Raw genomic sequence first — 22311 nt, 5'->3', positions numbered from 1 at the left:
AATGTGTAGAGTTTTTTCACTGCAACAAGGATTTTTTACCTTCATGCGCATTCCCGGTTCCAATCAGCACGGCAGATTTCTGCTGCCTGTCGTCATCGTCCTGCTGCTGATCAGCGCCGTCGCTGGTGGCTGGTACTATCTGGCGACGCAGAAAGACAAACCTGCTCTGCCCACCTTTGCCACCGTCCAACGCGGCTCCATCGAAGATCTGGTCACCGCCACCGGCGTCCTCCAGCCACGGGATTATGTCGATGTCGGAGCCCAGGTGTCCGGGCAGTTGCACCGGATCCACGTTGAGGTCGGTGATCAGATAAACAGAGGGGATCTGCTGGCCGAGATTGATCCGACCCTGTTCATGGCCAAGGTGGATGCCGGCCGCGCCCAGTTGCGTTATCAGCGTGCGCTCCTGGCTGATCGGCAGACACAACTGGAGCTGGCACGGATTCAGCACCAGCGCCAGCAGAACCTCCTCGCCGCGCAAGCCACGACCGAAGAAAATGCCCAGAACACAGCGGCCGCCTATCAGTCGGCTAAAGCCCAAATCGAGATGCTGATGGCCCAGATCGAGCAGAATGAATCCAGCCTGCGGGCTGATGAGGCCAACTTAAGCTACGCGCAGATTTATGCGCCGATGGACGGTACGGTGGTCTCTATCAGCGCCCGCCAGGGGCAGACGATCAATGCCACGCAGCAGGCCCCGGTGTTGATGCAGATTGCTGATCTGGCAACCATGACAGTCAAAACCCGGGTCTCCGAGGCCGATATCAGCCGATTGCAAATCGGGATGGAAGCCTATTTCACCACCTTGGGTGGGCGTAACCAACGCTGGTACGGCACCCTTTACCGGATTGAACCAACCCCGACAGTAGAAAATAATGTGGTCCTTTACAGCGCCCTCTTTGACGTCGACAACCGCGACCGCAAGCTGTTGCCACAGATGACCGCCCAGGTATTTTTTGTCATCGCTGCCGCCGAAGATACCCTGCTGCTGCCGGTATCGGCCCTGACGGATCAGCGCCCACCTCAATCTCCCGCACCCGACAACGGCACGCCGGCAACAGTGATGGTACCTGATCAAAATGCTAATCCGGTAGAACGCCGGATCAGGGTCGGCATCAGCAATCGCATCCAGGTTCAGATATTAGAAGGGCTCAATGAGGGCGATCAGGTCGTCACCTCAATGGCTGATGGTAGTGGCCAGCGCACCAACCCGGCCCGCCCACCCATGGGCATGCGGATGCGCTGATGACGACCATGTCTCAAGCCCTGATTGAACTGCGGCAGGTCACCAAAACCTACTACCGCGGCGATCTGGCAACCAGGGTGCTGCACGGGATCGATCTGCAAATTTTTCCGGGGGAGTTTATCGCCATCATGGGGACCTCCGGCTCCGGTAAAACCACCCTGATGAACCTGCTCGGCTGCCTCGACCAACCAACCAGCGGCGACTATCTGTTCATGGGGAAGAAAGTCGCGACCCTGTCCAGGGATGAACTGGCGCGGTTGCGCCGTGAAGAATTCGGTTTTGTGTTCCAGAGTTACCACCTGATTGCGACCGCTACCGCTGTTGAGAATGTCGAGGTACCCTCGGTGTATGCCGGCGTACCCCGAGCGCAGCGACGCAGCCGAGCCATCCAGCTGCTGACTGAACTGGGACTAGAGGAGCGCCTCACCTACCGACCGACCCAGCTCTCGGGCGGACAGCAACAGCGGGTATCGATCGCCCGGGCGCTGATGAATGGCGGCCGCATCATCCTGGCCGATGAGCCGACCGGGGCGCTGGACAGCCACAGTGGGGCCGAAGTGATGAAGCTGCTGAGCGATCTGGCGCAACGTGGTCACACGGTGATTCTGATTACCCATGAGCAGGAGGTAGCCAACCATGCCGACCGCATTATCGAGATCCGCGACGGCCTGATCATCGCAGATAACAACCCAACCCCGCCAGTCCCCACGTCCCTTGAGTTGGAAAGACCTGCAGTGGCTCATTCCTATCCGGCAGAATTGTTCGAAGCCACCCGGACTGCGGTTCGTTCACTACGCAGCAATATTTTTCGCACGATTCTGACTCTGCTCGGCATCGTCATCGGCGTGGCCTCGGTCATCACCATGCTCGCCATTGGTGACGGGGCCAAACAGGCGGTGGTGGAGCGAATCAGCGTGCTGGGCAGTAATCTTTTGATGGTCAGACCCGGCGCCCCCAACCTGCGCGGGTTCAGCGGCGTCGCTACCCTGGTGCCGGAAGATGCTGTGGCGGTCCGCGAGATCCCCAATGTGCTGGCCGCCATTCCGGAGCAAAGCAGCGCCATCACCGTGCGGGCCGGAGAATTTGATCACCGTACCAGCCTCAACAGCACTTCCAGCGATTTCGTTATTGCCCGTAACTGGAGGCCGGCCAGCGGCACCTTTTTTACTGAAGCGGATGAGCGCAACTACGCCACCGTTGCGGTACTCGGCCAGACCGTCGCCCGCGCCCTGTTTCCCGACAGCGAGCCTTTGGGGAAATACCTGCTGATCAACAATATCCCTTTTCAGATCATCGGCACCATGGCTCCCATGGGGGCCGGTATGGGTGGTAGCGATCAGGATGACGTGGTCTTTGTTCCCTATACCACCGGCAGCCTGCGCCTGATCGGTCAGCGCCACCTGCGTAACATCACGGTTGCCGTCAAGGATGTGAATCGGGTCGATGAAACCCAGGAGCAACTGCAACAACTGCTGCTGTTGCGCCATGGGGGCATTGAGGATTTCCAGATCCGCAACATGGCCTCGATCATCGACAGCATCACCGAAACCCAGAACACCCTGACCATCCTGCTCGGCTCTATTGCTGCCATTTCACTCTTAGTCGGCGGCATCGGGGTGATGAATATCATGCTCGTCAGTGTCACCGAACGGACCAGGGAGATCGGCATCCGCATGGCCACCGGTGCCCGGATGCGTAACATTCAACAACAGTTTCTGATTGAGGCGCTGGTCGTCACAGCGCTGGGAGGTGCCATCGGCGTCATCGTCGGTCTCGCCACCGCAGCTGTTATTGCGACTTTTGACACACCGATTCAATACTCGCCGACTCCGGTCTTTCTGGCTTTTGGCTGCGCTTTTGTTACCGGCCTGGTATTCGGTTATTTTCCCGCGCGCAAAGCTGCCCGTCTCGACCCGGTGGTAGCGCTGGCGTCGGACTAGGTGAAATGTTGATGAAATGCTTACCTCCCCTGATCATGGTCATCCTGGCGACACTGCTCAGCGCTTGCGCGCTACCGGTCAAGCACCAGGCACCGGAATTTACCCCGCCACCGACTTGGGACGAAGCCACCGCGCACGTCACGCTCCCTCTGGAAAAAGACTGGTGGCAAGGGTTTAACTCGGCCGAACTGGAACGACTGATCACCGAGACCCTCAGCGCCAGCCCCGATATCCGCATTGCGACGGAGCGGGTAGTACAGGCAGAAATCGCCCTGCGCAATAGTCGGGCACCGCTGTTTCCTACCCTCGGCTTCAATGCGTCAACAGGGGTCGGGCGCAGTGAAACCAGCGACACTTCGGTACGCACGGAAAGCTCCCGCGCCGGACTGGCGATCAATTATGAAATCGATGTCTGGGGCAGCAACATCGCCACCTGGCAGGGTGGGCAGGCCGCTTATGCCGCCAGTCGCCACGATTATGAAGCGACCCGTCTGTCGCTGATTGCCGGCGTTGCCAATGCCTATTGGCAGATCCTGGCGATCCGCGACCGGCTCGCCATCGCCCACCGGAATCTGGAAATCGCCGAACGTCTTTTTACCATTGTCGAAGCGCGCCGGCGCTACGGTGCTGCCAGCGCTCTCGATCTGAGCCGTCAGCGCACGGCAGTGATGGTACAGCGCGACGCCCTGTTACCATTGGAGATACAGGAACGCCAGAGCTTGCGGGCGCTGGCCCTGCTGGTGGGGATGACGCCGCAAGGGTTTAACGTAGCAGGCAACGGCCTTGATGAGGTGGTGGTGCCAACGGTGACCAGCGCATTGCCCGCTGAACTGTTGGTTCGGCGCCCTGACATTGCCGTCGCTGAGGAACGGCTGGTTACTGCCAGTGCCAATATTTATGTCGCCCGTGCCGCCCTGTTCCCCCTCAAGCTCAACCTTGGTTTATCGAGCCTGCTGTCGAGCAGCGAATTTGCCTTTATGGGGCTGGGCAGCCCGCTGCATTCAGCGGATGCGCTTGTGTCCCTGACCCGCGCCCTGTTTGACGGCGGCCGTCTGCGTAGTCAGGTTGCCACGCGGGAATCAGAACAACGGGTGCTGGTTGAAAACTGGCGCAAGGTAGTACTTAATTCCCTCAAAGAGGTTGATGATGCCCTGGCCCTCGTCCACCGCAGTCAGATCCAGGAGCAGACGCAGCGCGCCATCCGGGACGAAACTGCCCGTTCTCTGGAGTTATCGGAGCTGCGCTATAAAGAAGGCAGTGACGGCCTGACCACCTTGCTTGATGCCCAGCGCAGTTTGTTTGCGGTTGAAGATCAGCTGATTCAGCAGAAGCTCTCACGCCTGAACGCCACGGTCGATCTGTATAAAGCCCTGGGCGGCGGCTGGCATCTCGAACGCTGAATTCCCTGTACTTTCCTCACCCTTTTCTGCTAGAGCAAGAGGCAGACACTGATCAACCCATCTTCAATGAAGCAGAAACATGATGCCCCAACGTCGTTATCTCGAACTTGTTCCCATTATCCTGACCTCCGTGCTGGCGTTATCCGCCCTGTATGCCCATCAACCCCTGCTGCCGGCCCTGCAACTGGAGTTCGGGGTCAGTCGCGAAGCAGCAGCGGCGCTGACCACCGTCACCTTTATTCCCCTGGCTCTGGCACCTCTGGTCTACGGTTATCTGCTGGAAACCGTTTCGCCCATCCGCATTCTCAAGCTGGCGGTGCCGTTACTCGCCCTTTCTGCCCTGCTCTTTGCCATTGCCACCAGCTACCCCCAACTGCTTGCTATCCGGTTGTTTCAAGGCGTGCTGATTCCGGCCCTGCTGACCTCCCTGATGACCTGGTTGTCGGCCCGGTCCAGCGCCGAAGACCTGCAGCGCACCATGGCGCTGTATATCGCTGCCACCATCTTTGGTGGTTTCGCCGGACGCGCAATGTCGGGATTGATTGCCAATATTTTTGGCTGGCGTTTCAGCTTTGTGGTCCTGGCTTTGAGTCTGTTTATTGCCTTTGCCCTGTTGACCAGACTCAGACCGGCCAGCGGCACCAGGTTTGTTCGCCCGCATCCGCAGGCCATGCTGGAGATTCTGCGTAAGCCTGACTTTCTCCCCCTCTATCTGGGAGTCTTCTGCCTGTTTCTGGTCTTTTCGGCAGTCATGAACTTTATCCCTTTCCGCCTGACGGAACTCAACGAAAAGGCTGATTCCATGCGCATCGGCCTGATGTATTCCGGCTATATGATGGGTATCGTCACCTCTTTAGGTGCGCCCTGGTTTATCCGTCATCTGGGTGGTGAAGTCCGGACAATCCGCACCGGGATGCTGGTCATGGGCGGCATTCTGGTCACCCTTGCCACCCCTTACGTCGGCGTTCTGTTTGCTGCCATGTTCCTCTTCTGTGGCGTCATGTTTCTGGTGCATACCACCGCTTCCGGCCTGGTCAATCAGATGGCGGGAAGTCAGCATCGGGGCCTCACCAACGGGCTCTATGTCGCCTTTTACTACGCCGGGGGCAGCATCGGATCTTTTGCTCCGGGCATTGTTTACCAACAATTCGGCTGGAATATTTTTCTGCTGCTGCTGACACTGATCTGTCTCATCGGTTATGGCTGTGGTCGACAGATCTCGCTTCCCGCAACGACAGCCTCGCACCCAGGAGATCAGTGACCCATGTTGCTACCCGGCTATTATTACCAACTGACTGTTATCCGGAAGACCCATCAAGGGGCCTGGCTGGATGCCGCAGGAACAGAAATCCTCCTGCCGCTGAAGGAATGCCCGGTGAATATCGGGGACGGTGAGAAGCTGACCGTATTCCTCTATCTGGATCGCCACCAGAAGCTGTGTGCCACAAGGGACAAACCGTCGGCGCAGGTCGGAGAATTTGCCCTGTTGACAGTAAAAAACACCACCCTTCAAGGGGCCTTCCTCGACTGGGGTCTCGCCAAAGATCTCCTGCTACCCTGCGCGGAACAGCTAGAGCCGATGCAGGTCGGCCGACGCTATCTGGTGCGCATCTGCCACGATGATCAGCAGCGCCCCATTGCTTCAGCCCGGCTGGAGAAATATCTGCGCGAAGAAAACTGTGACTTAAGCCGGGGGGACGAGGTTGATCTGATCGTCTGGCAATTTACCGACCTGGGCGCCAAAGTGATCGTCAATCATCTCTATACCGGGGTGATTTACCGTGATGACCTGCTGCCCGGCATGAAACGTGGTGACAAACGCATCGGCTATGTGGCTAAAATCCGTGATGACGGCAAGCTCGACATCAGTCTGCAGCCGGCAGGAACCGCAGGCATTGACCTTGCCTGCACAATGTTACTGAAACAACTGGAACAGCAGGACCTGCTCCCCCTGACTGACGCCAGCCCACCCGAAATGATCCGCAGTCGCCTCGGCATCAGCAAAAAACTGTTTAAAAAAGCTGTCGGCTCCCTTTATAAAGAGGGCAAAATCACCCTGACGCCGGAGGGCATTCGGCGGAGCTGAAACGGTTACTACATCCAACTGGTCTGTTTACCTGCGTTTGCCTGCCAACAATCCCACACTAAAAACGAGCTTTTATTCTTGACAACATCACTGAAGATTTTTATAGTCTCAATAATTCAATGACGGAGGTATAAATAATGAAATTATCGACCAAAAGCCGCTATGGTGTTCGCGCCCTGTTTGATATGGCCTACCACGCCGGTTCCATGCCGGCCCAGATCAAGGATATTTCCCGGCGCCAGAATATTTCGCCACGCTATCTGGAGCAGATCTTTCAGGATCTGAAAAAAGCCGGCCTGCTGAAAAGTCGGCGCGGTCCGCAGGGCGGTTACAGCCTGGCCAAACCACCGGAAAACATTACCGTGAAAGAAATCGTGCTGGCAGCAGAGGGTGAACTGATGTTGGTTAATTGTGTCAAAGGGCGGCGCAAGGATGGCGAATCACAACCTTGCTGTGAATTTGACAACCAGTGTCTGACCCAGCATATCTGGGCCGAAGGGAGCAAGATCCTTGGTGATTATTTTGAATCCATCACCCTCAAGGACATGTGCGACCAGGGACAGCAGATGGGTCTGGAAAAGGAACTTGACCACCGCTTTATGTACTTTATCTGATTCTGTCGATATCACTGGCAAACAAGGACCAGAACCTGCGGGAGAATCTGACAGAGCTGACCCGAGTTGCCATCCCTTTATCCGGAGAGTTGATTCGACCCTGTTACTTAAGGCATCAAGTGATCTACTTGACCCGCAGCAGGTTCTGGTTCTGACATCTAGCTCGCCGGTTTTTCCACGGCACGAAACCGATTGGTGCCTACCTCACTGTCAATAAGGAGAGCCCATGCCGAAAGCCAGCGCGTTATTTGCCGTCTGTTTTGTTGCCGGCCTGCTGGGAGCTCTGTTCAGCAGTCTGTTTTTATGGCTCGGCGGTGAATGGGGGGTTATCCGCCTGCTCGGCATCAGCTTTTCCCGCAGTATCGCCCTGCCGACATTATATGCCCCGCTATTTGCCGGCGGTCTGTGGGGGCTGCTGTTCTTTCTGACCGTGGCATCACCCCGGAGCAGACGTTACTGGATTCGCAAAAGTCTATGGGTCGCCATGATTCCAGCTCTGGTCGATATGGTCTATATTTATCCGCAACTACAGAATCAGGGGATCGGCGGGATTAATCTCGGCTTGCTGATGCCAGGGCTGATCATCATAAGCTGGCTGATCTGGGGATTGTTCACCGGCTTTTTTGCCCGTCTGCTGTGGGGACGTTAGTGCCTGGTCGTATCCTTCTCGTTCTGCTTCTGCTGGTCCAGCTGTGCGCCTGCCGGCAGGCCGAGGCGGTTTCCGGGCGGGTGACCTGGGTCTACGATGGCGACACCATCGAGGTGGAACATATTGGACGCGTCCGCCTGCTGGGAATTGATGCGCCGGAAGCAGAAGCGTCCGATCGTGATCGCTTTTATCGGCACCGGTTCAAGATTTCGCCGGCAACACTGCGCACAGTCGCACGCCAGGCCGGCCAATTTGTAATTCGCCACAGCCGCAACCAGATCGTTCGCCTGGAATTCGACCGGGAACGAACGGATCAGTACGAGCGAACCCTGGCGTACGTCTACCTGCCTGATGGCCGTCTGCTTAATCAGTTGCTGGTGGAAGAAGGGCTGGCGGCAGTCTTTCGCCGGGCTGAATTTGAATTAAAAGATCAGTTTCTGGCGGCAGAGGATAAAGCACGCAACCAAAAACGTGGGTTGTGGCGTTAGTAGTCGGCAACCCATCGACCAACTTGTCCTGGTGCTCTGTTGACTCGTTAACATTGTGGCGATCTTATGGCAATTAATAGGCCACAGGCGATCAGGATCCCTTTTGTCCGGCGGTCAGATAGGCATAAATCAACTGTTCGAGGGAAGGTTCGGTGGGTTTGGACTTTTTGAACTTGTCGATGCCGGGTTCAGCAACAATCGCCGCGCTACTGTGGTCCGCCGATCCAGCTGCAGTCTCTTCGGTAACTCTTTCACCGGGGTCGTCCAGTGTTTGCGCAACCGGTCTAACCGCCTCTTCGGCTTTGACCGGTGCCGGTTCCAGGGCGATTCCCAATTCAGCTATGCGCTGATCAAACTCGCCACGGGTCAAGCCACGCAGCATTCCTTTATGCTGCTCCTTGGCCAATTCTTCAACCACCTTGTCGAGATGATCGACCTTGATAATGTCGGCGTAGACAGTCTTTTTGGACGAGATAATGGTGCCCCCCAAGTACAGCAAGGTCACCAGCTGCGGGCGCAGCGGACCGCTGTCTTCGGTCTGCACATGGAAAGTCTTCCCACGGTAACTGACATTGTGATTGTAGCCGACGATCATCCTGGCTCCTTGATGTGCCGCAGCATTCGAATTTTTCTATTTATACTGCAACCTCTGGCGGCTGAGCAAGAAGAAGTCGGCTGAGGACTATTTGAGCACAATCAATGGCGACAAAAGTAGTGTTAAAACGGGAGAACCGTTCAATTCGCATCGATGGTAGCCTCCTCGATCAACCGTTCAATCTCGCGATAGTCTTTTTCATCATGCGTTGGCGGGTTATCGCCGCCATCGATGCGCGGAGGTTCGGTCAAGGTGTAATCCGCGTAGACCGGGTGATCAATCCGCACGTGCCCTTTCAACGTCTGGCGCACCTCCCCTTCCACCAGAATCTGCATCTGCCGCAGGTAGGGGAAACTTTCGCTCAAACTGTTGATCAGACTATAGATTGACAGCAGCTCGGTGATACTGCCACCGGGATGATGATCGACTAAATGGCGTGAAAAATTGATCCGCACCAGATCATTTTCCAGCTCCACCCCTTCGATCCGCGTCGCCGCCGGCAGCACTCGCACATTGTCACCCCTTGGTCCGTTGATCAGCTGTTCAAGCAGAGCACGGACACAATCACGATCATCCTCACAACCACTGATGATGGTCGTCTCCCTGGCCAGGTAACGCCCCCGAGGATCGGCAAAGTACAGGGTGACTTCCCGCTCTGCCAGGGTTTCCTCGATTAATTCGGGAACCGGCGCCTCTTCATCTCTGGCGGCCTGAAAAAACCAGCCGAGGATATACCCGAGAGCAATGCCGGTGATCAGCACTGCGGCCAGGATGAAAACCACTCGTTTCATCAATCGTCCTTCCCTGTTTACTCGCCTTAACCAATCTCGACCTGAACAACCCGTCCCAGTTCTGCGCCCAAAAAGGCCTGGCCTACCCGCTCAAAACGGGTTGGTACGTCGGTCACATAAAATTCGCGACGGCCACCGCTATCGGGATTTTCAAGTCCCTGCCGGCAAAATAACTGCTGAACGGTTTTGGCTGTCTCCTCAGCTGAATCAACCAGCAGAACATCAGCGCCGAAGATACCACGCAAGGTATTATGTAACAGCGGGTAATGGGTACAACCAAGAACCAGGGTGTCAATCTGCGCCTTAAGCAGCGGTTGCAGATACTCAAGGGCGGTGAGTCGGGCAATCTCGTGTTCAGCCCACCCCTCCTCGGCCAGGGGAACAAACAGCGGACACGCAATCGAAAAGATCCGGGCATCAGGCACCAGGGCACTGATCGCCTGGGGATAGCGTCCACTGTTGATGGTACCCTCGGTACCGATAACGCCGATGCGGCGGTTACGACTGGCACAAGCACGCCGGGCACCTGGCTCAATAACACCGATGACCGGCAACTGAAAACGCTCGCGCAGTTGCTCCAGAGCCACTGCTGATGCGGTGTTACAAGCAACAACCAGCAGTTTTACGCCACGATCTACAAGAAACTCAGCTGCCTCCAGCGCATAGCGCTGAACCGTCTTGACACTTTTGCTGCCGTAGGGAACCCGTGCTGTGTCCCCCAGATAGATGAGGTTTTCGCGCGGCAGCAGGTCAGCTACCTCTTTAAAGACGGTCAAACCGCCGACCCCGGAATCAAAAATACCTATTGCCTTACCCAGCACCACAGTCTCCACCGACAATTCATCTCGAAAAAACAGCGCCTTCCAGGGCTCTGACGTGACGGGTCATGGTAGAGAAGGAGATGGTCAAAGTCAAGACTGCGGGTGACACCACTGCGATCTGACATTAGTGCTTTTTTGCAAGGCAACGATCTGCTAGTATTAGCAGGCTTTTCAGCACATCTTCGTGGAGGATTCGATGAACGGGGAAACGATCGCTGATTTTTTTGAAAAATTTCGTACGGATCGGCTCATTGAGCAACTCAACGCCTGGAACGTCGGCGATCTGCACAGCAGTCCCTGGTTCATCGGCATTTTTATTGCTGTCATTCTCATTACCTATATGATCGGCTGGCGCGCCATTTCTGCCGTTGTTGCCGGCCTCGGCGGCTTTATCCTTACCATTTCATTGACATTGGCCAAAGGCACCGGCACTGAAGGGCTTGAAGGTGGAGGGCTTTATATTATCGTCATTGGTGGTGCCGTCGCGGTGATGTTGTTCATTTATTTGCTGTTTATTAAAACAGAATGAAGACGTCTAAAACGCTTTCGTTTAAACGACCTTGAAATCGGAGTCAAGTTATGAAAAAACGCGATATTTTTCTTCTACTCGGAGCGATAGCCATCGTCACTTTTTTGTGGATGGCTCCGGAAGAGACAACGGCCCCGGTTCCGCGGGACGAAACCCATGAGTCTTTTTATGAGATCGCAGCAAAAGAGGGGCGAAAAGCCGCAGAAGCATCCTGTACTGATTGTCACAACGAAGAGATGGTCCCCTTCTCGGAGAATCACCCCACCACCTTTAGGTGCTTGTTCTGTCATAAACTGCAGTAATTATTCAGCTGCAGTCCTTCGCGCAGGGTCTTTGGATCCTCCGGCAAGGCTTTGTGTCGCCATGGACGGCGACACAAAGCGGTCATGGATGACCCAACGGGAAACAATCGCGTCCCTTGACATAGGATTCCCAACCGGGTGCTGAACAGTTACCAACTGCGTTGCGATGATCCGGCGTTTTTAGATTCCGCGCACCTGCACCTGCTGCACATACTCTTGCGCACCGGCAGCGAACTGCTGCAACTGCTCCGGCGGGTATTTTTCCAGCCCTTGCCAGTCTGTATCCATGGCATGCTCGGCAACATACTGCTGCAACACCCACAGGGGTGCTCCGCGCAGCAGGTCTCCGATCGCGTCAATCTCCTGCCGGGTTACCAACCCGGGGATACAAGTGGTGCGATATTCAACCTCAATCGCAACCTGGCTCAGCAACTCGACGGTTGCGATAAGACCGGCGGGATCAACCGCGACGCTGTGCAGTTCGGAATAGCGCTCGGGGGACGTTTTAATATCAACGGCAATATAATCCAGCAGATGATGTTCGAGCAGATGGGCAATGACCTTGGGTAAAAGCCCGTTGGTGTCGAGCTTGACCTGCAGATCCAGCCTTTTAAGCTCAGCTAAAAATGCCGGCAGACCGGCTTCGATGGTCGGTTCTCCGCCCGATACAACGACCCCATCGATGAAGTTCCTGCGTGCCTTGAGATCTGCCAGCAACTCGTCTAGAGGGATATCCGGGTAGCCGTCAGGTTCTAACACCAGCCCGCCATTATGACAAAAGGGGCAGGTCAGGTTACAGCCACCGGTAAACACCAGGGACGCTACCCGCCCGGGAAAATCGAGCAGGCTGGTACCCTGGAACCCTTTAATAGAAATCGGTTTCAGCGCTTCAACTCGGTCGGTGCGACAATATATTCGGAGCGATCCTTGAACTCTTCCTTTTTACCCCGATTCCATTGCTGCACCGGGCGGAAAAATCCACACACCCGCGAATATACTTCGGTCTTTGAATCACATCTGGTTGCCATTATTTCCTCCTGTTATTATTTCAGGGTCATGTGGATGCTTTCGCAAAAAGCATCAGGTTGGGTGGCTAAGCAAAAAGCGCCAAAGGCAAGGCGCGCCATTGTTGAACAATGAGGCGTACTTACGTACGTCGAAGCAGTGAGACAATGGTGGCAACGCAGCCGTTGGTGAGTTTTTGCGACGCCACCAATCAGGCGGCCCGCTCAACATGTTCATGGGGACAGGCAAAGTGCTCACCACTGATATATCCATGGACAGGACAAATAGTAAAAGTCGGGCTCAAGGTAAAATAGGGCAAATGGAAATTTTCCGCGATCCGCCTGACCAGCAGACGCGCGCTGCGCCAGTCCTCAAGCCGCTCACCAAGAAAGCCGTGAAAAACCGTACCCCCGGTATAGCGGGTCTGCAAGTCATCCTGATGGGTCAGGGCAGCAAAGATATCTTCTGTAGTACCCACCGGCAGCTGGGTTGAGTTGGTGTAATAGGGTTCGCTGGTGCCGGCACAATGAATATCGGGGAAGCGCTTGCGGTCCCCACTGGCAAGACGGAAGCTGGTTCCTTCGGCCGGGGTTGCCTCAAGATTGTACAGATGGCCGGTTTTATCCTGAAAGGCCTCGAGCTGCCGGCGCATAAAATCCAGGGTCTCTTTGGCCAGTGCCTGCCCTGCGACACTGTCGATCCCTGCGCCAATCAGGTTAAGACAAGCTTCATGCATGCCGATCAGTCCGATAGTGGAAAAGTGGTTATCCCAGTAGTTGCCGCTACGCTGGCGGATTGAATCCAGATAAAACTTGCTGTAAGGATAGAGGCCCTCTTCGGTAAAACGTTCAAGTTGTTTACGTTTGATCTCCAGGGAACGGAAGGCGCTGTCCATCAACTCGCTGATGCGACTGAAAAAGTCGGCCGTGGTTGCAGCCAGATAGGCAGCGCGCGGCAGATTGACGGTCACCACCCCGATCGATCCGGTCATCGGATTGGAGCCGAATAGGCCACCGCCGCGGCGACGCAGTTCGCGGTTATCCAAGCGCAAACGACAGCACATGGAACGGGCATCCTCCGGATCCATGTCGGAGTTAACAAAATTGCTGAAATAAGGGATGCCGTACTTGGCAGTCATTTCAAACACCGGGCGCAGTCGATCACTATCCCAGTCGAGATCTTTGGTGATGTTGTAGGTCGGAATCGGAAACGAGAAGATCCTTCCCGAGGCATCTCCTTCCATCATCACCTCGCAGAAGGCCTGATTGAACAGATCCATCTCCGCCTGGAACTCACCATAACAGCGATCCATCAGACGGCCACCGATCACCACCGCTTCAGCGGCCATATTGGCAGGCACCATCATATCCATGGTGATGTTGGTAAAGGGGGTCTGGAAGCCAACCCGGGTCGGCACGTTCATATTAAAAACAAACTCCTGCAGGCACTGACGGATTTCCTTGTAGCTCAACTGGTCATAGGCAATAAAGGGTGCCAGCAGGGTATCAAAGCCGGCAAAGGCCTGGGCCCCCGCCGCTTCTCCCTGCAGGGTATAAAAGAAATTGACCACCTGACCAAGGGCAGTACGGAAATGTTTGGGCGGATCACTCTGAACCTTGCCGTAAGCACCACAGAAACCTTTCAGGAGCAGATCCTTCAGATCCCAGCCACAGCAATAAACCGACAGCATTCCCAGATCGTGAATGTGAAAATCGCCTTCACGATGAGCGCGAGCAATATCCTCGGGGTAAATTTTATTGAGCCAGTAGTTACTGGTAATATTGGCAGCGATATGATTATTGAGCCCCTGCAGGGAATAGCCCATATTGGCATTTTCGTTGACCCGCCAGTCCTCCCGCACCAGATAGGAATCGATCGAAGCGATCGACTCTTCCATAAATTCCTGGGTGCGCCGCAAGCCTTCACGCTGTTTACGATAGAGGATGTAGGCTTTGGCGGTCTGGGCATGGCCGTTTTCAATCAGGATTTTCTCGACCAGATCCTGGACATTCTCAACGGAAGGGAGGTTGTTGTCCTTATAAAGAACAGCGAGGATACCACCGACCTGACGGGTAATTTCCGCCGGCTTTTCAAAATCGCTCCCCCCCACGGCTTTAACCGCATTGCAAATCGCCTGGGTGATCTTGTTTTCGTCGTAAGGGGCCAAACGCCCATCGCGCTTACGAATATATGTCAGCATACCCTCTCTCCCAACAGTCGTGACCCAAGGTCACCCGTCAATAAAAACAGCGGTTATCAACAAGGGGCATCCCCCCTTATCGATGCGTACAACTGGAAAAATCACAGTAGCAGAGGCTAGCACAGGCAACAACACCAAGACAATGACTAAAACACTATATCTAGTAGATGAGTCAGAAAGTTAATACTACATCTTGTCAGATACCTGTTGATTTGTTGTGGACAGGGGGAGGCTAAACCACTACAATGACACTATTTTTGAGGGATTTTTAAAAAAAGATAATCAGGGATTGGCTAAACCGGAAAGGTATGCTGCAGTCTGGCGAGAAAGGCCGCGCCGGATGTTGTTCGCTTAAGCTTGCCGAGATCCCGCTGCAGATCGACATCGGGAATAAAATTCAGCACGTCCTTGATCTTCATCAGCGCCTGGCGTTCACCACAAAATTTCTGCAGATAGTCAGGCCACAAGTCGCCGATAAAGAGCCCGAGATCCCGCCTCCGCTGCGCGGGATCAACCTCAAGGGGTGCGGTGCCGCGGATCCGCTGAAAAATCATCGGGTCGGCCAGGGCGCCACGACCGATCATCAGTCCGGCGACACCGGTCCGGGTCAACAACGTCCGTGCCGCTTGGGGCGAGTTGATATCGCCGTTGGCAATGACCGGTAGAGAGGTTGCTGCCGCCATGGCGGCACTGATCCGGTGATCAGCAGTACCATTGTAGCGCTGCGCTACCGTCCGGGGATGAAGGACAATGAAATCGACAGCGGACTCTTCAAACAGCGGAAGCAGACTCTGCCACTGAAGCAAGTCCTCGTAACCGGCACGGCATTTTACCGAAAAACTGCCCCGGCAAACACGCCGCAACGCCTTCAGCATCAAGGCCAGCCGCTGCGGCTGGCGCAGCAGTTCGCCACCGGTGGCGCCGGTGGTCATCCGCCCGTAGGGACACCCCAGGTTCAAGTTGATGTGCTGTATTCCCTGCGCCTGCAACAGTAGCGCAGCATCAGCCAGGGCCTCAGGGTCATTACCGATCAGTTGCACCACCAGCGGCGCGACCGCGCTATGATCCTGCATATCGCTTAACTCATTTTTAGCGACCCTTTTTCTGGTCTGAGCCTGCACCCGGACAAACTCGGTAAAGACCAGATCCGGCTGATATTTCTGCAGATACAGCCGCCGCAAGGCCGAGTTGGTCAGCCCCTGCATCGGTGCCAGCATCAGCGGGCGCTGCCCGACACTCCAGGGGAGGACAGTATCACCTGACAGGTTATCCTTGGCACTCACAATCGGACTTATTGTTTCATTCCAGTAATAATATAGACAGGATTATAGGCCTCAAACATCTTGTAATTGGTGTCCGGGCGAGTGCGGGCAATGTTCAGTGCCACCACTTCGACCTGATAGCCGGCATTATCGAAATAGTCATTGGTAGCTGTCAGGGTATCAAGGGTGACGGCATTGAGGACAATCAATCCGCCAATCGCCAGGCGCTGGTCAACCTGCTCAAGGATCTCCCAAAGGTGACCACCACTGCCGCCGATAAACACCCGATCGGGATCGGGCAAGGCGTCCAGACAATCGGGCGCGCTGCCGGTCACCAGGGTGACGTTACGGGCGTTAAAACGACGCAAGTTCTCGCGCAGGAAACCCAGGCTTTCATCATTGCGTTCAATTGCGAACACCCGCCCCTGGGGCAGCAGGTAGTCAGCCTCGATACTGATGGAGCCGGAACCGGCGCCGATATCCCACAGACACATATCATGGCGCAGGCGCAGCTTGGCCAGGGTCACGACCCGCACCTCTTCGCGGGTCATGGTTTTTTTGACACTTAAAAACTGATCATCCGGAATACCGAAGGCCGGCAGCGACTGTCGCTCTTCATCTTCGTATTCACGGATCAGAATCAACACATTCAGCGCGGCAACATCCAGATCCAGCAACCCCTTGACGCTGGTCAGACGTATCCGCTCTTGCGTTGTTCCAAGATTCTCGCACAGGTAGACCCGATAACCAAAACGAGCACGTCCGGCCAGGTCAGCGGCAATCATCTTGGGTGTGACCTGTTCGTCGGTCAGGATAGCGGCCTTATCGTTGGCGACCACCCGATCCACAACACTTTTAACATCACGGCTATGGGTGGAAACAAAAATGGCATCGTCCCAGGGCTCACGAATCTTGGCAAAGGCGTACTGAACCGACGTTACATTGGGCAGAAAATCGATCAAGGTTTCGGGCAGATTGCGCAACAGGTAGCGCCCGACACCGAAAAAAAGCGGGTCCCCCGAAGCCAGCACCACGGCATTGCCGTCAAAATGACGCAGACGCTCAATCATCGCCGCCATTGACCCATCATCGATCTGCTGTTTTTCTCCCCGATAGTCGGGAAACAGGGCCAGCAGGCGGGGCGCGCCAAAAAGAATATCGCCGGCAGCGATCAGCTCTAACGCCTGGGCGGTAAAACCTTCCTGTCCCGCCATACCCGCGCCGATGACATGAATTGACTTCATGGTTTGATCTCCCTTGGTTGGTGTCTATCCAGATGAAAATTACTTGCCGTTGAGCAAGGATACGCTGGTGCGACCGTCCGGATAATAGTCGATAATATTGTGACAGGCGTAATCCTGCTCGATCCGCACCAGACTGTCGAGCGGCGCCCCCAAAGCGTCAAGAAGAATCAAACGATTCACCCCGCCATGGGACACTATAACAATTTCACCTCCCGGATGTGAGGAAATTATCTGCTGTAACTCAGGCCGCACGCGCTCGGCCAGGGAGTAGAAACTCTCACCACCAGGCGGAGCGATATGGACGATATCACGCAGCCGCGCCTGCCACAACTGGGCGGCATCGCGCTGCAGCACCTCCCATGGGATTCCCTCCCAGTCACCGGCACAAAGTTCGCGCAATTCACTTCGATAAACCGGTTGGGCCCGCTGAAACAGAGCGATCTGGTCCGCGGCAAAGCGGCATCGCTGCAGATCACTGGCGTAGATGGCAGCCAACCGGCGATACTGAAAACGCCCGGCAAAACCGGCGGATTGGCGGCGCCCGAGGACAGTCAGCGGGGTATCGGCCTGACCGTTGTACCGTTTTTCCTCAAAACCTTCGACCTGGCCATGACGCAACAGGTGAACCCGCGTCGGTTTGCTCATCTGCTCTTACCATCCACTGATGTTTCATCCGTGGATTGTTGTTCAAGAACCAGATCAATCCGTTCACGAATATCCTCGATACCTTCACGGCTTAAGGCTGAGAACAGACTAAAAGCGTCCACCGGCAAACCGGTTACCGCAGCTATCCGCTCGACATGTTGACGACGCTGAGAACGACTGACCTTGTCGATTTTGGAAAGCACCGGAATCGTCGGCACACCGAATTCTTCAAGCCAGTCGAGCAGATCCAGATCTTCCTCACCAGGGGTGCGGCGGATATCGATAATAAATACCGTTGCCGCGAGACAGTCGCGGATCTCCAGGTAGGTTCTGATCATGGGCCCCCAGGCCTTTTTGACTGCCACCGGCACCTTGGCAAAACCGTAGCCGGGCAAATCGACCAGAACAAACCGCTGGTTGACATTGAAAAAATTGATCAACTGGGTTCGCCCCGGGGTCGCCGATGTGCGCACCAGATTCTTGCGGTTCAGCAGCACATTGATCAGGGTGCTTTTGCCGACATTACTGCGCCCGGCAAAGGCAATTTCAGGCAATTGGGGATCAGGGTAATGCGCGGGCCTGGTCGCGCTCTTGATAAACTCGGCGGAGCTAATCTTCATCGGTTTGTCCTGGCAGGAGGAATGCATCAAGGACCTGCAGCATACCTGATCCATAGCGGGCCTGACAACTATGGATTGGCCGGTCCTAAAGTCACATCCATTGTTCGTTTGTAACTATACACCACTGTCCTTGCGCCGGGTCGGGGTTTCTGTGGCCAGGGTGTTTGTCGCCATGGACGGCGACCACAAGCGGTCAGGGATGACGAAAAGTGTCCCTTGACACAGGAACCGACGATCCGGTGCTGAATAGATACGTTAGTTTTTTAGTGATATCAGAGCCAGGAATCTGTTATTGTGCCAAATCAAACTTTGCAGTAGCGTGGCAACTTCGTCTATACTGGGCGTTAACCTCAATATCGATAATGACAAGGAGATCAATCAATGCTCAGTGACAGCCTCGTTAATGCAATTAACGACCAGATCCAGTTTGAACACTATTCTGCCTTCATCTACAAGTCGATGCAGGCCTATTTTGAGTCAGGAGATCTTCCCGGCATGGCCAACTGGATGAATATCCAGTTTCAGGAAGAGATGACTCATGCAGAAAAAATGTTTGATTTTATCTGTGAAACGGGCAATCGTGTTGTTCTGCAAGGGATGGACTCCCCCCATCGTGATTACGCTTCGCCGTTGGAAGTCTTTGAGGTCGCCCTCGAGCACGAACAGATCGTTACCAAGCGTATCAATGCCCTGATGGATCTGGCGCAGCAGGAAAAAAACCATGCCGCGCAGATTTTCCTGCAGTGGTTTGTCACGGAACAGATTGAAGAGGAAGCCACCGCCAATCACATTATCGCCAAGCTAAAAAGAGTTCAAGGAGATGGCCGCGGACTGATGATGATCGACCAGGAACTTGCTCAACGGACCTACGTTCCACCGGCAGCGGCAAATTAATCCTTAGGACGCAAACTGTATTTATATCCATCTGGAAAGTCCGGATGGAAACTAACTGGTATTTTATTCAGTTCATTACACAGGAGGAGCTACCCATGCTTAACGAAGCCGAAGTCAAAAGCGCCTTGGTCAGTTCGGTCAAGACGGAAAAAAACGCCATGAACTTCTACCAGATTGCCGCCAAGCAGATGAAGGACAAGGATGCCATCGCCACCTTCGAACTACTGGCCAGAGAAGAGCGTGAGCACGCCAAGCACTTCTTTGACAAATGCACCAACTGCAGCGACATGCTCCCCCCCTTCGATGAGTTTATCGCCGCCCCGCCTGAGAAAAACAGTGAGTGGCTGTCCGATCTCGACAAGGCCCTGCTGCAGAAGTTTGATGACCGCAAGGCAATGGAACTGGCCATGGACAAGGAAAAGCGCCTTGCTGAAAGCCTGCGCGCCATGGCAGCTAAAATCGAAGATCCTGCTGTTCGCTCGATCTTTGAAGAAAATGCCAAATCCACTGAAAACCACTATATTATTATCGAGTCAGAATATGCCCGACTGATGGGGATGGTTCACGAAACCGACATCGACACCTTCGTGCGCGAGTAGTGCCGGCACCCTGCCTCAAGCCGCTTGATGCAAAAAGACCGCTGCAGTTAAAGCAGCGGTCTTTTTATTTGGATGAAACACAAACCTGTTAGCTCAACATTCCGACTGCGGGTTCGGCAGCTCAACCACGAAGGTTGCCCCACCACCGGAGGTTTCCTCAACCCAGACCCGCCCATGATAGACCCGGGCAATTTTCGCCACAGTCGCCAGACCGATACCGGTTCCGCTGCATTTATGTGCAACCTCGCCACGAGCAAAAGGCTCAAAAATTTTCTCTCGTTCTGATGCTGTCACCCCCGCACCATGATCACGCACCAGCAGTTCAACCCGACTCCCAACGACATGCCCGAAGATTTCAATCCGCGAATCCTCGTTACCCACTCCGTATTTCAATGCGTTGGTAATCAGGTTACGAAAAAGATCGGCAAGAAACGTTTCCGGAATCAGCACATCCGGCAAACAGCCGATGTCGATGCGGGCCTGGCGGCGCTGAATAAATTCGCCGAGTTCAGCAACCACATCGGCCACGACTCGAAGGGTAGCAATCGGTTCGGCCGGAACCGGTACCTGACCAACGCGTGCCAGGCACAACAGATCTTCGAGCAGGTCCTTCATCCCTTCTGCGGTCGAGCGAATCTCACTGACCGACTCGCGACCGAGATCGTCGAGCACCGAACTGTAACGTTCGTGCAGCAAATCAGCGTAGCCGATCAAAGGCGTCAGGGGGGAACGCAAGTCGTGGGAAACCATGGAAACAAAAGCATCGAGCTCGCGATTTACCTGCTGCAGGCGCTGTCTGATGGCCAGGCGCTCGGTAATATCGCGACAGACCCCGAGCTTGCACTGGGGCTGCTGATGGAAATGACAGGCGGAATGAAGCACCTCGTAGGTGCGTCCGGTTCCAATCAGGTGGGTTTCCTGTCGGCACAGCTCCCCGTCAAACACCTCCGCCATGGGACAGTCGGGGCAGACATCAGCACGGCCATACAATACCTCATAACAGGGTCGATCGGTCATTTTGCCGATCAGCCTGTCCATCGCCCGGTTGAAAAAAAGCAGTCGATAATTACGGTCACAAATATAAATCGGATCCGTCATGCCGTTGAGCACCGAACGCAAGGAATCACGTTCAATCTCCAACTCCTTAAGCCCGGTGCGATCGACAAACGCCTCGATACCACCGATCACGGTCCCGTCTGCGACACGCAGCAGGTCAGCATTTTTACTTATTATCAATCGACGGCCTTGTTTACTGATTAAGACGCATTTTTTTTCCAGGAGCGGCTTGCTTACTGCCTGGTCAAACAGGGCACAGTCATGGCAGCAGGAATCTCCATGGAATTCCAGGCAGGAACGACCGATCACGTCAGCCGCGCTATAGCCGGTGATCCGTTCCGCTTCTTCACTCCAGTAGACAATCTTCTGATCCGGGGTGACAACAAAGACCCCGGCCGGAACAAACTGCAGGAGTTTTTCCAGGGGATAGTGTGCGATGAGGCGATAGAGTTCTGAGGTCATCAGGCAGCCCGAAAAGGTTAGATGATTATTTGCTCAGCCTTGTCACTATATCACTTCTGAATTGATCGCCAACACCATAAATCTTTTTCAAATTTTCAGGGTTCCTGCTCTATCCCAACGGAGCCCGCGCCACAACCGCTACATCAACCCGAGCGGCCCCTCCGGCAAGCAGCACTTGACTGCACAAATCGACAGTCACTCCGGTCGTCATGACATCATCAACCAGAAGAATTTTTTTTCCTCTGACATCCCGGTTCAGAACAAAAGCTCCACGCAGATTGACGCGCCGCTGCGCTGCCGACAGACTCTGCTGCGGGCTAGTGCTGCGGCACTTGCCCAGCACATCATGTGCCGTCGGCAGGCGGCGCACGCGACCAAGCTCACGGGCTAACAGCAACGCCTGATTGTAGGTGCGTTCGCGCAGACGAAAAGGGTGCAGGGGAACCGGAACGAGCAGATCAACATCCAGTTGCGCCGGCAGATACTTCAGCAGCAATCCGGCAAGGGGGCGATCCAGGTTGGGATGCTGCTGAAACTTGAAACGACCGATGACGCTACGTAACGGCCCCTGATAAAGGGCTGCAGCATAGGTGACGGCATAGGCTGGTAGTTGCTGAACACAACGGCCACAAAGATGAGGAGATAAAGCAGAGGAAGAAGCAAAGGGAAGGGCGCAGCACGAACACCGGGCCTGCGGCAAACAGATGATGGTTGCCATACAGCCAGGGCAAAAAGGCTCTTCCGCCAGGTGCGAAAAAGCGCCGCCACACAGTGAACAGGCGGGCGGCAGCAGGTGGCCCAGCCAGTTCCAACAAACAGTGAGCTTCATCCCCCCCTCCAGCTCCTGCAATGTTCTTCCCCGC

At 55.0% G+C, this 22311-nt stretch carries 24 protein-coding genes; 12 read left to right on the top strand and 12 right to left on the bottom strand.

The features are described 5' to 3' along the window. The first annotated feature begins 43 nt into the window (after nucleotides 1-43). The 8 genes from ICT70_RS11000 to ICT70_RS10965 all read left to right on the top strand — a co-directional run bounded on the left by ICT70_RS11000 (nucleotide 44) and on the right by ICT70_RS10965 (nucleotide 8423). A complete protein-coding gene (locus ICT70_RS11000) occupies nucleotides 44-1246 on the top strand; it encodes an efflux RND transporter periplasmic adaptor subunit (RefSeq protein WP_191156544.1) in 1203 nt (400 codons plus the stop codon). Then, nucleotides 1246-3186, top strand: a complete 1941-nt coding sequence (locus ICT70_RS10995) for a MacB family efflux pump subunit (protein ID WP_191156542.1) — start codon at nucleotides 1246-1248, stop codon at nucleotides 3184-3186. The genes ICT70_RS11000 and ICT70_RS10995 overlap by 1 nt, the downstream gene beginning before the upstream one ends. Before the next feature lie 11 nt (nucleotides 3187-3197). Then, entirely contained in the window at nucleotides 3198-4586 is a 1389-nt protein-coding gene (locus tag ICT70_RS10990) for an efflux transporter outer membrane subunit (protein WP_224746988.1), read from the top strand. Nucleotides 4587-4665: 79 nt separating this feature from the next. Further along, nucleotides 4666-5847 carry an MFS transporter gene (locus ICT70_RS10985; RefSeq protein ID WP_191156539.1) on the top strand — a complete coding sequence of 394 codons (1182 nt, stop codon included), beginning with the start codon at nucleotides 4666-4668 and terminating at the stop codon, nucleotides 5845-5847. 3 nt (nucleotides 5848-5850) lie between these two features. Then, nucleotides 5851-6672: a CvfB family protein gene (locus ICT70_RS10980; RefSeq protein ID WP_191156538.1), complete on the top strand. Its 822-nt coding sequence runs from the start codon at nucleotides 5851-5853 to the stop codon at nucleotides 6670-6672. Nucleotides 6673-6809: 137 nt separating this feature from the next. Further along, nucleotides 6810-7286: an RrF2 family transcriptional regulator gene (locus tag ICT70_RS10975; protein WP_191156537.1), complete on the top strand. Its 477-nt coding sequence runs from the start codon at nucleotides 6810-6812 to the stop codon at nucleotides 7284-7286. A 226-nt stretch (nucleotides 7287-7512) separates the two neighbouring features. Then, a complete protein-coding gene (locus ICT70_RS10970; RefSeq protein ID WP_191156536.1) occupies nucleotides 7513-7935 on the top strand; it encodes a hypothetical protein in 423 nt (140 codons plus the stop codon). Next, a complete protein-coding gene (locus ICT70_RS10965; protein ID WP_191156535.1) occupies nucleotides 7935-8423 on the top strand; it encodes a thermonuclease family protein in 489 nt (162 codons plus the stop codon). The genes ICT70_RS10970 and ICT70_RS10965 overlap by 1 nt, the downstream gene beginning before the upstream one ends. A 91-nt stretch (nucleotides 8424-8514) precedes the next feature. Here the strand turns inward: ICT70_RS10965 and ICT70_RS10960 are convergent, their stop codons facing one another. The 3 genes from ICT70_RS10960 to murI form a co-directional block, all read right to left on the bottom strand. Then, nucleotides 8515-9018, bottom strand: a complete 504-nt coding sequence (locus ICT70_RS10960) for a hypothetical protein (RefSeq protein ID WP_191156534.1) — start codon at nucleotides 9016-9018, stop codon at nucleotides 8515-8517. Nucleotides 9019-9158: 140 nt separating this feature from the next. After that, nucleotides 9159-9809 (bottom strand): GerMN domain-containing protein, encoded by a 651-nt coding sequence (locus ICT70_RS10955; protein ID WP_191156533.1) that lies wholly within the window; start codon nucleotides 9807-9809, stop codon nucleotides 9159-9161. 26 nt (nucleotides 9810-9835) lie between these two features. Further along, nucleotides 9836-10630 (bottom strand): glutamate racemase, encoded by a 795-nt coding sequence (murI, locus tag ICT70_RS10950; protein WP_191156532.1) that lies wholly within the window; start codon nucleotides 10628-10630, stop codon nucleotides 9836-9838. 196 nt (nucleotides 10631-10826) lie between these two features. Between murI and ICT70_RS10945 the strand changes: the two genes are divergently transcribed. Further along, nucleotides 10827-11159 carry a hypothetical protein gene (locus ICT70_RS10945; protein WP_191156530.1) on the top strand — a complete coding sequence of 111 codons (333 nt, stop codon included), beginning with the start codon at nucleotides 10827-10829 and terminating at the stop codon, nucleotides 11157-11159. Between the two features lie 50 nt (nucleotides 11160-11209). Beyond that, nucleotides 11210-11461: a cytochrome c gene (locus ICT70_RS10940; protein WP_191156528.1), complete on the top strand. Its 252-nt coding sequence runs from the start codon at nucleotides 11210-11212 to the stop codon at nucleotides 11459-11461. A gap of 180 nt (nucleotides 11462-11641) precedes the next feature. Here the strand turns inward: ICT70_RS10940 and ICT70_RS10935 are convergent, their stop codons facing one another. From ICT70_RS10935 to yihA, 7 genes are all read right to left on the bottom strand, one after another. Further along, the gene (locus ICT70_RS10935) at nucleotides 11642-12331 is read right to left on the bottom strand and encodes an anaerobic ribonucleoside-triphosphate reductase activating protein (protein WP_337906852.1); all 690 of its coding nucleotides are present in this window, start codon (nucleotides 12329-12331) and stop codon (nucleotides 11642-11644) included. 11 nt (nucleotides 12332-12342) lie between these two features. Next, nucleotides 12343-12489 carry an anaerobic ribonucleoside-triphosphate reductase gene (gene nrdD, locus ICT70_RS10930; RefSeq protein ID WP_191156526.1) on the bottom strand — a complete coding sequence of 49 codons (147 nt, stop codon included), beginning with the start codon at nucleotides 12487-12489 and terminating at the stop codon, nucleotides 12343-12345. A gap of 188 nt (nucleotides 12490-12677) precedes the next feature. Continuing rightward, nucleotides 12678-14666: a ribonucleoside triphosphate reductase gene (locus ICT70_RS10925; protein WP_191156524.1), complete on the bottom strand. Its 1989-nt coding sequence runs from the start codon at nucleotides 14664-14666 to the stop codon at nucleotides 12678-12680. 293 nt (nucleotides 14667-14959) lie between these two features. Next, nucleotides 14960-15949, bottom strand: coding sequence for a tRNA dihydrouridine synthase (locus ICT70_RS10920; RefSeq protein ID WP_337906851.1), 990 nt, complete (start codon nucleotides 15947-15949; stop codon nucleotides 14960-14962). Nucleotides 15950-15957: 8 nt separating this feature from the next. Beyond that, the gene (gene cbiE / locus ICT70_RS10915; RefSeq protein WP_191156522.1) at nucleotides 15958-17172 is read right to left on the bottom strand and encodes a precorrin-6y C5,15-methyltransferase (decarboxylating) subunit CbiE; all 1215 of its coding nucleotides are present in this window, start codon (nucleotides 17170-17172) and stop codon (nucleotides 15958-15960) included. A 39-nt stretch (nucleotides 17173-17211) separates the two neighbouring features. Then, complete coding sequence (locus ICT70_RS10910; RefSeq protein WP_191156520.1) at nucleotides 17212-17817, bottom strand: histidine phosphatase family protein; 606 nt, start codon at nucleotides 17815-17817, stop codon at nucleotides 17212-17214. Beyond that, nucleotides 17814-18437 carry a ribosome biogenesis GTP-binding protein YihA/YsxC gene (gene yihA / locus ICT70_RS10905; RefSeq protein ID WP_191156518.1) on the bottom strand — a complete coding sequence of 208 codons (624 nt, stop codon included), beginning with the start codon at nucleotides 18435-18437 and terminating at the stop codon, nucleotides 17814-17816. Before yihA ends, ICT70_RS10910 begins: the two co-directional genes overlap by 4 nt. Nucleotides 18438-18818: 381 nt before the next feature. Here yihA and ICT70_RS10900 point away from each other — a divergent pair, with 381 nt between their 5' ends. After that, nucleotides 18819-19331: a ferritin gene (locus tag ICT70_RS10900; RefSeq protein WP_191156516.1), complete on the top strand. Its 513-nt coding sequence runs from the start codon at nucleotides 18819-18821 to the stop codon at nucleotides 19329-19331. Nucleotides 19332-19375: 44 nt separating this feature from the next. Beyond that, the gene (locus tag ICT70_RS10895; protein ID WP_224746986.1) at nucleotides 19376-19930 is read left to right on the top strand and encodes a ferritin-like domain-containing protein; all 555 of its coding nucleotides are present in this window, start codon (nucleotides 19376-19378) and stop codon (nucleotides 19928-19930) included. A 93-nt stretch (nucleotides 19931-20023) separates the two neighbouring features. Here ICT70_RS10895 and ICT70_RS10890 read toward each other — a convergent pair whose 3' ends face one another. Together ICT70_RS10890 and ICT70_RS10885 are read right to left on the bottom strand one after the other, a co-directional pair. Continuing rightward, nucleotides 20024-21448, bottom strand: a complete 1425-nt coding sequence (locus tag ICT70_RS10890) for a PAS domain-containing sensor histidine kinase (protein WP_191156512.1) — start codon at nucleotides 21446-21448, stop codon at nucleotides 20024-20026. Between the two features lie 109 nt (nucleotides 21449-21557). Beyond that, entirely contained in the window at nucleotides 21558-22277 is a 720-nt protein-coding gene (locus ICT70_RS10885; protein WP_191156510.1) for a ComF family protein, read from the bottom strand. Between the last annotated feature and the right edge of the window lie 34 nt (nucleotides 22278-22311).

Origin of the sequence: Pelovirga terrestris, from assembly GCF_014773365.1 — a bacterium.
Lineage (GTDB): Bacteria > Desulfobacterota > Desulfuromonadia > Desulfuromonadales > Geopsychrobacteraceae > Pelovirga > Pelovirga terrestris.
This window is presented reverse-complemented; position numbering and strand designations above follow the sequence as displayed.

What these genes read in the sequence shown, in the direction of transcription:
- ICT70_RS11000 (WP_191156544.1), top strand. Translation starts at nt 44, where the DNA reads ATGCGCATTCCCGGTTCCAATCAGCACGGCAGATTTCTGCTGCCTGTC.
- ICT70_RS10995 (WP_191156542.1), top strand. Translation starts at nt 1,246, where the DNA reads ATGACGACCATGTCTCAAGCCCTGATTGAACTGCGGCAGGTCACCAAA.
- ICT70_RS10990 (WP_224746988.1), top strand. Translation starts at nt 3,198, where the DNA reads ATGAAATGCTTACCTCCCCTGATCATGGTCATCCTGGCGACACTGCTC.
- ICT70_RS10985 (WP_191156539.1), top strand. Translation starts at nt 4,666, where the DNA reads ATGATGCCCCAACGTCGTTATCTCGAACTTGTTCCCATTATCCTGACC.
- ICT70_RS10980 (WP_191156538.1), top strand. Translation starts at nt 5,851, where the DNA reads ATGTTGCTACCCGGCTATTATTACCAACTGACTGTTATCCGGAAGACC.
- ICT70_RS10975 (WP_191156537.1), top strand. Translation starts at nt 6,810, where the DNA reads ATGAAATTATCGACCAAAAGCCGCTATGGTGTTCGCGCCCTGTTTGAT.
- ICT70_RS10970 (WP_191156536.1), top strand. Translation starts at nt 7,513, where the DNA reads ATGCCGAAAGCCAGCGCGTTATTTGCCGTCTGTTTTGTTGCCGGCCTG.
- ICT70_RS10960 (WP_191156534.1), bottom strand. Translation starts at nt 9,018, where the DNA reads ATGATCGTCGGCTACAATCACAATGTCAGTTACCGTGGGAAGACTTTC.
- ICT70_RS10955 (WP_191156533.1), bottom strand. Translation starts at nt 9,809, where the DNA reads ATGAAACGAGTGGTTTTCATCCTGGCCGCAGTGCTGATCACCGGCATT.
- ICT70_RS10945 (WP_191156530.1), top strand. Translation starts at nt 10,827, where the DNA reads ATGAACGGGGAAACGATCGCTGATTTTTTTGAAAAATTTCGTACGGAT.
- ICT70_RS10940 (WP_191156528.1), top strand. Translation starts at nt 11,210, where the DNA reads ATGAAAAAACGCGATATTTTTCTTCTACTCGGAGCGATAGCCATCGTC.
- nrdD (WP_191156526.1), bottom strand. Translation starts at nt 12,489, where the DNA reads ATGGCAACCAGATGTGATTCAAAGACCGAAGTATATTCGCGGGTGTGT.
- ICT70_RS10925 (WP_191156524.1), bottom strand. Translation starts at nt 14,666, where the DNA reads ATGCTGACATATATTCGTAAGCGCGATGGGCGTTTGGCCCCTTACGAC.
- cbiE (WP_191156522.1), bottom strand. Translation starts at nt 17,172, where the DNA reads ATGAAGTCAATTCATGTCATCGGCGCGGGTATGGCGGGACAGGAAGGT.
- ICT70_RS10910 (WP_191156520.1), bottom strand. Translation starts at nt 17,817, where the DNA reads ATGAGCAAACCGACGCGGGTTCACCTGTTGCGTCATGGCCAGGTCGAA.
- yihA (WP_191156518.1), bottom strand. Translation starts at nt 18,437, where the DNA reads ATGAAGATTAGCTCCGCCGAGTTTATCAAGAGCGCGACCAGGCCCGCG.
- ICT70_RS10900 (WP_191156516.1), top strand. Translation starts at nt 18,819, where the DNA reads ATGCTCAGTGACAGCCTCGTTAATGCAATTAACGACCAGATCCAGTTT.
- ICT70_RS10895 (WP_224746986.1), top strand. Translation starts at nt 19,376, where the DNA reads ATGGAAACTAACTGGTATTTTATTCAGTTCATTACACAGGAGGAGCTA.
- ICT70_RS10890 (WP_191156512.1), bottom strand. Translation starts at nt 21,448, where the DNA reads ATGACCTCAGAACTCTATCGCCTCATCGCACACTATCCCCTGGAAAAA.
- ICT70_RS10885 (WP_191156510.1), bottom strand. Translation starts at nt 22,277, where the DNA reads ATGAAGCTCACTGTTTGTTGGAACTGGCTGGGCCACCTGCTGCCGCCC.